Source organism: Halorubellus sp. JP-L1 (genome assembly GCF_011440375.1).
Classification (GTDB): domain Archaea; phylum Halobacteriota; class Halobacteria; order Halobacteriales; family Natrialbaceae; genus Halorubellus.
In genome coordinates this window covers 576,663-589,130 of sequence record NZ_JAAOIR010000002.1, presented here as the reverse complement: position 1 = coordinate 589,130, position 12,468 = coordinate 576,663, and the positions used below count along the sequence as shown (strand labels likewise).

The following is a 12,468-nucleotide window of genomic DNA, read 5'->3' as shown; positions in this document are numbered from 1 at the left end:
CGTCCACGTTCGGTAAATGTCTTGTCGAGACTCTAACGCGAGTTTCACCGGAGCAGCATCGGGAGTGACCCGCCTTACCGGTTCGCGCGTTCGACCGCGTCCGCGACCGCGAACGGACTCGGTTCCTCGGTCCACCCCCAGCCGGGGACGTGCTCCTGAACGCCCGCGGCGAGCGCCGCGTCGAGGTCGTCCGCGCCTGCGGCCTCGTCGTCCTCGCCGTGCGTGTGGATATCGGCATAGTGGAACGTCGCCTCGCCGAGCATGCGGAGCGGCTGGCCACCCGCGATGGTGCCCGCGAGCTCGCGACCCAGGACCTCGTCGACGACGAACCCCGGATAGTCGCCCTCGACGTCCAGATCGCGCAAGATGGCGGTCAGCGCCGCGACGTTCACCGCACGGTCGCCGTCGGCGAACGTCTCGTCCACGACCCCCCGGTACTGGTCGGCAGTCACGTGGTCGACGTCGACCTCGAACAGGTCCCCGAGGTCGTCCCGGACCGCATTGATCAACGGCACGACCGCGTCAGCGCGCTCGCGAACCCACTCGTACTCGTCGACGACCGTCGCCGGCGTCACGTCCACGACGCTCGCACCTCCAGGAGCACTCGCATACGCTCCGTACCGGGCCACGACGCCTCAACTTTGCGAAGGCTTTTATAACTCCGCGGGTATAGCGACGAGTAAGCGGGTTCTCCCTGGACTCCCCCCAGCGGGCGACGGAATCGTCCGAGTGGCCAGCCGGCCCGGGGTACATCACCGATGAACTACTGCTGTAATCGACAGTCCACGTTCAGTTCGCACGTGCGTCGTCGCCGTCGCGGCGGCGAACAGCCCTGCGACGCGTTCAGGGACCCCCTGCGGGAGCGACCACCGCGTCGCGCCCGCCGTCCCGCATATCTGCAGCACTCATGAGTTCAGTAGACCGCCAACTCGACGACCTGAAGGCAAAGATCACGAGCGAGATACCCGACGACATCACCGTCTCCGACGTGAAGTACGAGGGCCCGGAACTGGTCGTGTACACGCGCGACCCGAAGAAGTTCGCCCAGCAAGGCGACCTCATCCGGCAACTCGCCTCCAAGCTCCGCAAGCGCATCACCGTCCGCCCCGACCCGGACGTCCTCAGTCACCCCGACGAAGCCCGGGAGCAGATCATGGACGTCATCCCCGAGGACGCGGGCGTCACCGACCTCGACTTCCACGCCGACACCGGCGAGGTCGTCATCGAAGCCCAGAAGCCCGGGATGGTCATCGGCCGCCACGGCTCCACGCTCCGCGAGATCACGAAGAAAGTCGGGTGGACGCCCGAAGTCGTCCGCACGCCGCCGATCGAGTCCTCGACCGTCTCGAACGTCCGGAGCTTCCTCAAGCAGGAGCGCGACGACCGCCGCGACATCCTCGAGAAGGTCGGCCGCCAGATCCACCGCGAGGAGATGCAGGACGACGAGTGGGTGCGCATCACGACGCTGGGCTGCTGTCGCGAAGTCGGTCGTGCGAGCTTCATCCTGTCGACGCCCGAGACCCGCATCCTCATCGACTGCGGCGACAAACCCGGCGCAGAGGGCGAAGTCCCGTACCTCCAGGTTCCCGAGGCGCTCGGGTCGGGCGCGAACTCGCTCGACGCGGTCGTCCTCACGCACGCGCACCTCGACCACTCCGCACTCATCCCGCTCCTGTTCAAGTACGGGTACGACGGCCCGATCTACTGTACCGAGCCGACGCGGGACCTCATGGGGCTGTTGACGCTCGACTACCTCGACGTCGCAGCCAAGGAGGGTCGTACGCCGCCGTACGACTCCGAGCAGGTCCGCGAAGCGATCAAGCACTGCATCCCCCTCGAGTACGGTGACGTCACGGACATCGCGCCGGACGTGAAGCTGACGTTCCACAACGCCGGGCACATCCTCGGGAGCGCGGTCACGCACTTCCACATCGGCGACGGCCTCTACAACGTCGCATTCTCCGGCGACATCCACTACGACGACACCCGCCTGTTCAACGGGGCGGTGAACGACTTCCCGCGCGTCGAGACGCTCGTCCTCGAATCCACGTACGGTGGACGGAACGACTACCAGACCGACCAGGAGGACTCCGAGCGCCGCCTGAAGGAAGTCATCAACGAGACCTACGAGCGCGAGGGGAAAGTCCTCATCCCCGCGTTCGCGGTCGGCCGCAGCCAGGAACTCATGCTCGTCCTCGAGGAGGCGATGCGCGAAGGCGACATCCCCGAGATGCCAGTGCACCTCGACGGGATGATGTGGGAAGCGACCGCGATCCACACGACGTACCCCGAGTACCTCCGGGACGACCTCCGCGACCGCATCTTCCACGACGACGAGAACCCGTTCCTCGCCGACCAGTTCAATCACATCGACGGCGGCGAGGAGGAACGCCAGGAGGTCGCCGACGGCGGCCCGTGCATCATCCTCTCCACGAGCGGGATGGTCACGGGCGGCCCGATCATGTCCTGGCTCCGCCACCTCGGGAGCGAGGACGAGTCGACGATGACGTTCGTCGGCTACCAGGCCCAGGGGACGCTCGGGCGCCGCATCCAGAACGGCTGGGACGAGATCCCGATCAGCGAGGACGGCAGTCGCGGGAACACGATGAAGATGAAGATGCACGTCGAGACCGTCGACGGGTTCTCCGGGCACGCCGACCGCCAGGGCCTCGAGAACTTCGTCCGGACGATGAATCCCCGACCGGAGAAGGTGCTGTGCGTCCACGGCGACGAATCCTCGGTGCAGGACCTGTCGTCGTCGCTCTACCACGACTTCAACATGCGGACGTTCGCGCCGAAGAACCTCGAGACGTTCCGGTTCAAGTAACCGGTCGAGCATTCCTCGAACCCGGAGTGTTCGCGGGAGTTCGTTCGTGAGCCACCGCTACCCGGACCCGATTCGAGCAATTCCGACGGTCACACGCTCCACTGGCGACCGTTCGCACCTGTCACCGAATACGGCCGCGAGGCTGCCGGAACCCTCTTGACTGCCGACGGCGACGTCTCGCTGTATGCGCGTCCTCCACGAACGAGACGGGAATACGCGGGTGTTGGCGCGCGACGTCGACGTCGCCGCGTCGACGCTCTCGCGCGCCCGGGGACTGATGTTCCGGCGGTCGATCCCGGACGACTACGCGCTCGTCTTCGAGTTCGACGGGGCCGCTGCTCGCGACGTCCACATGCTGTTCGTGCCGTTCCCCATCGACGCCGTCTGGCTCGTCGACGACGAGGTCACGCAGGTCGAGCGCCTCCGCTCGTGGCTCGGGCTCGGTCGCGCACGAGCGGACGTCCTCGTCGAATTGCCGGCGGGTGCCGCCGGGGACGTCGACGTCGGCGACGTGGTTCGCGTGGAGTCCTAGCGCGACCGAGTAGTCACTCTGCGTCCGTCGGTCTCGCGAGCAACCCACCCGTGGCGTTCGGCGCGTCGGCGGGTGGGACGCCCGCCAGGACCGACGCGTCGTCCGGCTCGGGACGCGTCGCTCCTGGTCTTGGTTTCGAACAAGAGGGTTCGGTCACGCGGCGACGCTGGCCGCGACGGGCCGCGACGGGCTTCCGAATCGACGCACAGCGCCCTGGTTCGGATGTCCTCAGGCGAGTGCGTTCGCCTGGTCGGCGTTCTCCAGAAGTTCCTTGTAGCGGTTGCGGATGGTGACCTCGCTGACGTTCGCCACCTCGCTGACCGCGTTCTGCGTGACCTTCTCGTTCGAGAGGAGGCTGGCGGCGTACACCGCGGCGGCGGCGAGACCGACGGGGGACTTCCCGGAGTGGATGCCCTCGCGCTTCGCGCTCGAGAGGAGTTCGCGAGCGGTGCGTTCGGCCTCGTCGCTGAGGTCGAGTTCGCTCGCGAACCGCGGCACGTACTGGAGGGGGTCCGCGGGCTCTACCTCGAGGTTGAGCTCGCGGACGACGTACCGGTACGCGCGCTTGAACTCCATCGCGTCGACGCGCGACACGGCGGCGACTTCGTCGAGGCTGCGGGGGGTGCCGGCCTGCCGGGCGGCGGCGTAGAGGCTCGCGGTGGCGACGCCCTCGATGCTCCGACCGGGGAGCAGGTCCTCGGCGAGCGCGCGGCGATAGATGACGCTAGCGGTCTCGCGGACGTTGTCCGGCAGGCCGAGCGCGCTGGCCATGCGGTCGATCTCGCCCAGCGCCTGCTTGAGATTCCGTTCCTTCGAGTCGCGCGTGCGAAAGCGCTCGTTCCAGGTGCGCAGGCGCTGCATCTTCTGACGCTGGTTCGAGGAGAGGCTGTTGCCGTAGGCGTCCTTGTTCTGCCAGCCGATGTTCGTCGACAACCCCTGGTCGTGCATCATGTTGGTCGTCGGGGCGCCGACGCGGGACTTCTCGTCCTTCTCGCTGGCGTCGAACGCACGCCATTCGGGGCCGCGGTCGACGGCGTCCTCCTCGACGACGAGTCCACAGTCCGCGCAGACGGTCTCGCCGTGAGCCTCGTCGGTCTGCAGACGGCCGCCGCACTCGGGGCACGTCTGCTTCTCGGTCTGCTCTCGTTCGTGTTCGTGCTCGCCTTCGGCTTCGCGCGCCGTCCGCTCGTCGGTGGTGCGTTCGTCTGTCCGTTCGTCGGTCGTTCGAGTTCGAGAACTTGACATCGTATGGGGGAGGGCGGGTCCGCATCGTCGGTGGTTGCGTAACTGGACTCGGACTGCTTCAGTAACTAATTGTAATCCCTCCAGTCATTTAAAACCAGCGCCTATCTTTATATATGATGCCAGTTTCAGCTGGTAACTGAACTCCACATACGCGCCCGTAGATACACCTACGCATCGGCCACCAGTAGATGAACCGCAAACAAGCCAGCACAACCCACCACCCGAACAACGACCGACGACTCCACAGCCCTCGACGACCAACCACGCCGGCAGTCCACTCCCCACCTTCCAGGAACCGCTCACGCTACCCCACGAACCGCTCACGCTACCCCACGAACCGACCACGTGACGCCACGAACCGACCACGTGACGCCACGAACGACTCGCTGACGCTCGTCGTCGTTCCGAAGAGCCCTGGGGAGGAGATTTGGACCACGGTCGCAGCGAGCCGCTCCCTGGTTCAAATCACGCTGCTGGCGTTCTTCCAGCACGGACGACTCACTACGTTCGTCGTCGATGTGCTGGAAGAAGCGCCGAGGAGGAGATTTGAACTCCTGAGTCCTTGCGGACAGTTGCTCTCGAAGCAACCGCCTTGGCCGGGCTAGGCTACCTCGGCTACACCCTGCGATTCGCGGGTCACGATTTTATGGGTTTCGATTCGTCCGGTGGGCGTGTGAGTTATCGCCACCACTAAATTGCGGTACGTGTTTCTCGTGGAACATGGACGTCGCTCAAGCGAGCGAGGACTGCGCTGCCGTCCTCGACGAGATCAGTAACGCCGTCATCGCCGACCGAGAGTTCCTCGAGACCGTCCTCCTCGGCGGGGTCGCACGCGGCCACGTCCTCCTCGAGGACGTGCCAGGGACCGGGAAGACGCTCACCGCGCGCGCAATGGCGAGCGCGCTCGGCCTCGAGTTCTCGCGCGTCCAGTTCACGCCCGACCTCCTCCCCGCCGACGTGACGGGGACGCACGTGTTCAACGAGGAGACCCGCGAGTTCGAGTTCCAGGAAGGCCCGATCTTCGCGAACATCGTCCTCGCGGACGAGATCAACCGCGCACCACCGAAGACCCAAGCGGCACTCCTGGAGGCGATGGAGGAGGCCCAGGTCACGGTCGACGGCGAGACCCGCGAACTCCCGAAGCCGTTCTTCGTGATCGCGACCCAGAACCCCGTCGAGCAGGAGGGGACGTTCCCGCTCCCGGAGGCGCAGGTCGACCGGTTCATGGTGAAGTCCAGCATCGGGTACCCGGACGAGGACGGCGAGGTCGAACTGCTCCGGCGGCGCGCGGGCCGCGTCGAGCAGGCGCCGAGCGTCGGGCGCGTCCTCAGCGACCAGGAAGTCGCGGACCTCCGGCAGGTCCCCGAGGACGTCCGCGTCGACGAGGACCTGCTCGGGTACATGGCACAGTTGACGCGCCAGACGCGCGAGGACGGCCGCGTCGAAGTCGGCGTCTCCCCGCGCGGCACCCAGCGGTTGTTCGAGGCGTCCCGCGCGTACGCGACGCTCGTCGGCCGGGACTACGTCACGCCGGACGACATCAAGCGCGTCGCCCAGCCAGTGCTCGCCCATCGGCTCGTGCTGACGCCGGACGCGATGGTGAACAACGTCGAGAAGTCCCAGGTCGTCGACGCCGTCCTCGACTCGGTGCCCGTCCCGACCGTCGAGTGACGGCGTCCCGCCCGGCCGTCCGCGTCTGGACCGCACCGCAGTCGTTCGCCCCGTAATGGCATACCACACTGAGATTTTTCCGGGCGCCAGCCACGTTCCCTTCCGACGAGCGATCCACGCATGGAGAAGGTCAGCATCGACGACATCGACGCGGCGGCACCGCCAGACGAGAACGTCCCCGAGGACGCGATGGCGACGTCCATCGGCGGCGTCCGCCAGCTCGGCGAACGCCTCGGCGCGACGAACTTCGCGCTGAACCACTTCGTCCTCGCCCCGGGCGAGAGCCCCGCGCACTCGATGCACAGGCACCCCGAACAGGAGGAGGTGTTCTACGTCCTCTCGGGGACGGTGACGGTCGAGACGCCCGCCGAGGATGCCGTCGCAGATCCCGCCGAAGACGACGCGCTCGTCGTCGAGACGGACGAGGTCGTCCGCGTCCCGCCGGACACGTACCAGTTCGTCGTGAACCGGAGCGACGACCCGGCCGCGCTCCTCGCGCTCGGCGCACCCAGCGAGTACCAGGGCGAAGGAGACTACCTCATCTCCTGTCCGACGTGCGGCGAGCGAACCGAACAGTCGTTCGGGCTCGAGACGGACGAGGCCGGCGACCCGACCGCGCTCGTCGCCGAGTGTCGCGAGTGCGACGACGAGTCCCACCGCATCGCGGCCTGACGCACCGTCGCCGCGTCACCGGAGGACGTTCAGGAGGACGGCGACGGCGACGAGCAGGAGGACGACCGCGGATAGGGGCCGATTCCCGCCAGCGAACTGGTAGAGGACGTACGCGACGCCGACGGTCGTCGCACCGAGGCCGATCGTCGCGGCGCTGTGGGCGACCTCGGCGCGGGCGGTGTCGGCGTCGCGCCCGAGCTGTTCGCCGAGACTGATCGCGTTCTGGCCGGCGTCCCACGCGACGACCGCGCCGACGGTCGCCGTCAGGATCCAGAGTTCCGGTGCGTCGCCCGCGCCGCCGAGGACGACGCCCGCGAGCAGAACGAGGCCGGCGACGTGCACGAGCCAGCGCGACCCGCGAACGACCGCGGGGGCGAGGACGGCGACGCCGACGGCCGCGAGCGCGCCGCCCGCGGGGCTGCCGACGCTCGCCGCGATCGCGGTGATGGCGGCGGCCGCGAGCGCCACGACCGCCGACAGCGGCGTCGGCCGCCGGTCGATCTCGCGGGCCGACAGGTCGTCGCCGCCGTCTCCGCTGTCGCCGCCGCCGGTCGCGTCCGTCTCGCCGCTCGCGGCCGCCGCACCGGACGCCTCTGCCGCACCGTCGGCGTTCGCGCTCACGTGGACCACCGCCGTTGGGATCGCGCGAGCGTGGACGCGAGCGACTCGTCGACGTCCCAGTCGACGACGTGCACGCCCACCTCGCGGAGCGTCGTGAGGCGCGCGAGCCGTTCGACGCGCGCGAGTCGATGCCCGAGCGTCGCGTCGTCGGTCGGGTCGGGACTGACGACGGTCACGGCGTGTCCGTGCGCGTGCAGGAGCCGTGCTGCCTTCGCGGCTTGGTCGTCTGCGAGCGGCGAGAACAGGATGACCTGCGCGTCGTTCGGCAGTCGCTTCCGGAGGTTCCGGACGCCGAGTCCGAGCGAGAAGTAGTCCGCGGGCCGTTCCGGGGAGAGCGCGGGATGGGTCGCGAACAGCTCCTCGGCGCGGATGCGGTGTTCGTTCCCGAGGCCGGGGGCGAGCCAGACGTCGTCCGCCGAGAGCGCGGCGATGCCGACGCGGTCCCCGGTCTCGAGGAGCGTCGCGAACACCTGGCCGGCGGCGTCGACGCCGTGGTCGGCGGCGTGGAAGGTGTCGCCCTCGCCGTGGACGTACGCGGCCTGCCGGAGGTCGAGGACGCAGACGACGGTCGCGGCCTTCTCCTCGCGGAACTCCAGCGTCGCGAGTTCGCCGGTGCGCGCGTGCCGGTTCCAGTCGATGCGGGACAGCGAGTCGCCGGGACGGTACTCGCGGGTCTGGTAGAACTCCAGGCCTTCGCCGCCCGTGTCGGTGTCGACGCGGCCCGCGTACCGCGACGTCTGCTGGCGGAGCGGGACCTCGCGCGTCGGTTCGAGCGACGGCGTCGACACCATCTCCGTCGACGCCTCCAGCTCCAGTTCCGTCTCGACGGCGCCACTGAATCCTCTGGCGTACACGGAGAGCGTCCGGAACTCGTGCGTGCCGCGCTTCGCAGCGACCGTGTACGAGAACGACGTCGTCTCGCCGGCGCGGAGGACGGTCGCGACGCGCGCGGTACCGTCGACGACCTCGAGCGCGTCGGGGACGCCGTCGACCAGGCGCAGGTCCGGGATCGTTCGCCCGCCCGCGTTCTTCACGTGGACCGTGACCTCGACCTCGTCGCCGAGGTCCGGATCGGCGTCCGAGAGCGCTCGCGCGACCGAGAGGTCGACCGCGACGGGTTCGGCGACCTTCGCGTACGCGACGAACGCGACGCCGACGACGGCCGCGAGCAGGAGCGCGGGCGACCGGAAGACGATGCCGGCGCCACCGCAGAGCGTCGTCACGGCCGCGACGCCCTCCCAATGGTGCGTCTCCGTCTCGTGAAGCCGGACGACGCGCGCGAGCGTCGTCTCCGCGTCAGCGTCGAACGTCGTGGTCGTACCGTCCGCGTCGGTCGAGGCGTCGGTGGCGGTCGAGGCGTCCCCGTCCGTCGAGGCGTCCGCGTCGGCCGTCGTGCCCGTGCTCGTCCCCGCGTCGTCGTCGCCGTCCGTCGTGGTAGTCGTGGAGCTCATTGATCTGCCTCCTCGCTCTGCTCGACGATCGCTCGGGCGGCGGCCGTCGACCAGCGCTCGAACTGCGAGCGCGAGCCGTCGAACAGCGACACGCGCTGGACGAACGACGTCCCCTCGACGCTCCCCGTGAAGAACGCCGCCGCGTACGGGTCGTCCGTCCACGTGCCTGCGTCGATGCGCTCGATTGCTTCCTCGCGGGAGACGCCCTCGGTGCGGACGAGCACGGCGACCGCGGCGGCGTGCAGGCGATCGCGGACGAGTTCACGCTCACGGCTGCTGTGTCGGGCCCGACCCGCCGCCTCCATGAGGTCGTCGAAGTCGTCGCCGGGCGTCGGGAGGTCCTGTGCGACCTCGGGGTCGTCCGTCTCGCCTTGCTCGTACGGCGTCTTCCGGCGACCGTTGACGACGCGCGCGGTCTGGAGCGCGAACCCGACGCCGACGAGACTCAGGAACAGCTCGTTCGCCGAGAACAGGCCCGCGAGCCCGGGAACGAACAGCATCGCGAACCCGACGACGATGAGGACGACGCCCGCGGCGGACGCGACGGTGTCGAAGTTCACGCGTCATCCCCTCCGTACTGGGACTCGACGCGTCTGAGCGCGTCGAGCGCGCGCGCCTCGCGCTCGGCGGTCGCCGCCGTGTCTCCGTACCGGACGCGCTCGAACAGGTCCGTGAGTTCGACGACGTCGTCGCGGTCGATGCCCGCGTCGACCGCCGCGGCCGCGAACTCGCCGGGCGTGCTCGACTCGGGGTGCTCGACGTCGAGGTACCCCGTCATCTCCACCCACGCCCGGTAGATCTCGTTGTCGACGTCGTCGGCGTCCTCGATGCGGTCGGCGGCGCGGCCGGCCGCGGCCGCGAACTCGTCGACGTCGACCGCGTCCTCCGCGTCGGCTTCGTCGCCGCCCTCGGCGAGCGCGTCGAACGGGTCGTCGGCGTCGGCGTCCTCGCGCGTCACGAGGACGGCGCCGACGGCGGCAACGGCGAGCACGGCGACGATGGCGACGAGCGCCAGCGGGAACTCCCGCGCGTCACCCTCCTCGTCACCGGTGCCGCCCGTCCCGGCCGGTGCCGAACTCGTCAGGTTCGTATCGTTGTGTTCGCCACCCGATTGGTTCGGCTCCGGGCCGTCCGGCGTCGGCGGACAGACCGCCAGCGCCGAGAACGCGAAGAACACGAGCACCAGCAAGAGCATCGCGAGCGAGAGCGCCTCGACCTGCCCGTACGATCGGTAGACGTGGGCGAGGACGGCCCCGAGGACGGCGAGGACGCCGAGGACGACGAGCGGGTTCTTCGCCGCCGCGACGCACTCCTGGTCCTTCGTCGGGATCGGGCGCTGCGTGCTCGTATCGGCGACCGTCTCCGTGGACTGCGTCGTCTGGACCTGCGTCTGCGTCAGTTCGGACTGGGACTCGCCCGGTGCGCCACCGTCGTCGGTGGGCGGGTCGTCGACGGTGCCGGCGACGGCGACGATCGCGGCCGCGACCAGCAGGGCGACGACGGCGACGCGGAGGGCGGAGCGATTCATCGATTCGGAGTTACCGACTACTAACTAAAGGGGTTGTGGAACGTCAAACGTTCGCTTGCGTCACTCGGCCACATGCAGCACTCGCTCGACTGCCAGCGCTCGACTGCATCACTCGCTCGACTGCGAGTGCTCGCCACTGACGTCGTCGTCACTGTCGTCGTCGCCCCACACGTCGTCGAGGTCCGTCGCGGCGGTCTCCATCGACCGGAGCGCGTCCACGGCGCGGGCCTCGGCTGCCTCCGTCGGCGGCTGGTCGCCGTAGCGCACGCGCTCGAACAGCGCCGTGAGCTCCGCGACGGTGTCCGGTTCGATCCCGGCGTCGACCGCTGCGGCCTCGAACTCGCGGGGGGTGCTCGACTCGGGGTGCTCGACGTCGAGGTACTCCGTCATCTCCACCCACGCCCGGTAGATCTCGTTGTCGACGGCGGCGGCGCGCTCGATGCGGTCGGCGGCGCGCCCGGCGGCCGCCCGCAGGTCGTCTACGTCCTCGTGCTCGTCGGGGTCGACGGCCGCCGGCGTCGAGTCGTCGGGCTCGTCCGCGTCCGCGGGCGTCCGAGTGACCGCGACGGCGAGCGCGCCGAGGCCGACGAGCGCGACGACGGCGACGAGCCATACGGGCGACGCCGCACGGCCCGCCTCGCCGAGGACGCCGAACGCCGCGTCGCCGCCGTCGGGCGTGACGACGAGGTCGCTCGGGACGATGCTCTGCTCCTCGTTCGGGTCGGCCCCGCACTTGCTGAGGAGGAGCCACACGAGCGAGAACGGCATCGCGAGCGCGGAGACGTACGCGGTCGCCGCGAGCGAGTCCTGGTGGTGGCGCGCGAGCAGCCAGATGCCGGTGGCGACGGCAGCGACGACGAGCCAGAACCACCCGGAGTACAGCCACGGGATGCACGCGCCGATGTCGAAGTCGAGTTCCCCGGGGCTCCCGATCGGGTCGGCGTTCGACTCGCCGCCCTCGCCCTGCTCGCGGTCCTCGTCGTCCGCCTGGAGCGACCCGCCGCCCGTGTCGGCCCGCGTCTCCTCTGGCGCGGAGAGCGTCGCCGCGGCCGCGGAGACAGCCAGCACGCAGAGAACGCCCACGAGGACGACCCGCAGCCGCTCCCGATCCATAGAGAACGGTTCGCACGGTACTACCCTGAGGGTTTCGGTGACGGGGCTGTACGGCCGCCGGGAACGGCACGAACCTCGTTCAGTCCAGGTCGGCGGTACCGCTCGCGGCGTCCGGGAGGTCGTTCGGGACGACCTCGATCCCGAGCTCCTCCAGTGCGGCCTTCAGGTGCTCGTCCTTCGCGAAGTCCGCGCCCTCCTCCTCGCGAATGCGCTGCGCGGTCGCGAGCACCTCCGCCTTCCGCTCCATGGGGAACTCGTACTTGTCCGTCGTCAGCTCGATGACGAGCCCGCTGTTGTCCCGCGTATACAGCGAGAAGAAGATGCCGCGGTCGAAGACGTTGTACCCGCGGCCGTCGTCCTCGAGCGCCTCCATCGTCGACTCGAACTCCTCGGGCGCGATCGAGAAGCAGAGATGGTGGACGCCCCCGACCTGCGTCCGCTGCGAGCGTGGACTGTCGCGGTCGGGACTGACGAAGAACGTGAGGATGCGGCCGTCGCCCGTGTCGAAGAACAGGTGCGTCTGACTCGGGTCGTCGAGGTTCGGCTGCCGCAGCACCAGCGGCATCCCCAGCAGGTCCCGGTAGAACGAGATCGTGTCCTCGGCGTTCGACCCCCAGACCGTGATGTGGTCCGTGCCGGTCGTGTGGATGGGGCTATCTGGGCGCTCCGCACTCGTCGGAATCTCCGCCTCGCTGGCTGCGTCCTCCGTCATGGCTCAACGTACGACTCCGAGGGGGATAAGCACTCGCCGGCGTCGACGCCACCAGGTGACGTCCGCGTCCGTGCGCGTCGTCGACGCCGACGACGC

The 12,468-nt window shown here is 69.2% G+C and carries 12 protein-coding genes and 1 tRNA gene; 4 read left to right on the top strand and 9 right to left on the bottom strand.

Going from position 1 to position 12,468, the window contains the following annotated elements; all coding sequences use genetic code 11:
- Positions 1 to 74 precede the first annotated feature (74 nt).
- Positions 75 to 581, bottom strand: coding sequence for a hypothetical protein (locus tag G9C85_RS11455; protein WP_166040024.1), 507 nt, complete (start codon positions 579 to 581; stop codon positions 75 to 77).
- 326 nt (positions 582 to 907) lie between these two features.
- Between G9C85_RS11455 and G9C85_RS11450 the strand changes: the two genes are divergently transcribed.
- Together G9C85_RS11450 and G9C85_RS11445 are read left to right on the top strand one after the other, a co-directional pair.
- The gene (locus tag G9C85_RS11450; protein WP_166040022.1) at positions 908 to 2,827 is read left to right on the top strand and encodes a beta-CASP ribonuclease aCPSF1; all 1,920 of its coding nucleotides are present in this window, start codon (positions 908 to 910) and stop codon (positions 2,825 to 2,827) included.
- Between the two features lie 184 nt (positions 2,828 to 3,011).
- Positions 3,012 to 3,359: a DUF192 domain-containing protein gene (locus G9C85_RS11445; protein ID WP_166040020.1), complete on the top strand. Its 348-nt coding sequence runs from the start codon at positions 3,012 to 3,014 to the stop codon at positions 3,357 to 3,359.
- Positions 3,360 to 3,587: 228 nt separating this feature from the next.
- Here the strand turns inward: G9C85_RS11445 and G9C85_RS11440 are convergent, their stop codons facing one another.
- Together G9C85_RS11440 and G9C85_RS11435 are read right to left on the bottom strand one after the other, a co-directional pair.
- Positions 3,588 to 4,604 carry a transcription initiation factor IIB family protein gene (locus tag G9C85_RS11440; protein ID WP_166040018.1) on the bottom strand — a complete coding sequence of 339 codons (1,017 nt, stop codon included), beginning with the start codon at positions 4,602 to 4,604 and terminating at the stop codon, positions 3,588 to 3,590.
- A 531-nt stretch (positions 4,605 to 5,135) separates the two neighbouring features.
- A tRNA-Ser gene (locus G9C85_RS11435) sits at positions 5,136 to 5,220 on the bottom strand.
- A 104-nt stretch (positions 5,221 to 5,324) separates the two neighbouring features.
- Between G9C85_RS11435 and G9C85_RS11430 the strand changes: the two genes are divergently transcribed.
- Together G9C85_RS11430 and G9C85_RS11425 are read left to right on the top strand one after the other, a co-directional pair.
- Complete coding sequence (locus tag G9C85_RS11430) at positions 5,325 to 6,275, top strand: MoxR family ATPase (RefSeq protein ID WP_166040016.1); 951 nt, start codon at positions 5,325 to 5,327, stop codon at positions 6,273 to 6,275.
- Positions 6,276 to 6,395: 120 nt separating this feature from the next.
- Positions 6,396 to 6,947 (top strand): cupin domain-containing protein, encoded by a 552-nt coding sequence (locus G9C85_RS11425; RefSeq protein ID WP_166040014.1) that lies wholly within the window; start codon positions 6,396 to 6,398, stop codon positions 6,945 to 6,947.
- Positions 6,948 to 6,962: 15 nt separating this feature from the next.
- Here G9C85_RS11425 and G9C85_RS11420 read toward each other — a convergent pair whose 3' ends face one another.
- The 6 genes from G9C85_RS11420 to G9C85_RS11395 form a co-directional block, all read right to left on the bottom strand.
- Positions 6,963 to 7,568, bottom strand: a complete 606-nt coding sequence (locus G9C85_RS11420) for a hypothetical protein (protein WP_166040012.1) — start codon at positions 7,566 to 7,568, stop codon at positions 6,963 to 6,965.
- The gene (locus G9C85_RS11415) at positions 7,565 to 9,019 is read right to left on the bottom strand and encodes a DUF58 domain-containing protein (protein WP_193570699.1); all 1,455 of its coding nucleotides are present in this window, start codon (positions 9,017 to 9,019) and stop codon (positions 7,565 to 7,567) included. Before G9C85_RS11415 ends, G9C85_RS11420 begins: the two co-directional genes overlap by 4 nt.
- Entirely contained in the window at positions 9,016 to 9,579 is a 564-nt protein-coding gene (locus G9C85_RS11410) for a hypothetical protein (protein ID WP_166040010.1), read from the bottom strand. The genes G9C85_RS11415 and G9C85_RS11410 overlap by 4 nt, the downstream gene beginning before the upstream one ends.
- Positions 9,576 to 10,547: a DUF4129 domain-containing protein gene (locus tag G9C85_RS11405; protein WP_166040008.1), complete on the bottom strand. Its 972-nt coding sequence runs from the start codon at positions 10,545 to 10,547 to the stop codon at positions 9,576 to 9,578. Before G9C85_RS11405 ends, G9C85_RS11410 begins: the two co-directional genes overlap by 4 nt.
- Before the next feature lie 108 nt (positions 10,548 to 10,655).
- Complete coding sequence (locus G9C85_RS11400) at positions 10,656 to 11,660, bottom strand: DUF4129 domain-containing protein (protein WP_166040006.1); 1,005 nt, start codon at positions 11,658 to 11,660, stop codon at positions 10,656 to 10,658.
- 79 nt (positions 11,661 to 11,739) lie between these two features.
- Entirely contained in the window at positions 11,740 to 12,372 is a 633-nt protein-coding gene (locus G9C85_RS11395) for a VOC family protein (RefSeq protein WP_166040004.1), read from the bottom strand.
- Between the last annotated feature and the right edge of the window lie 96 nt (positions 12,373 to 12,468).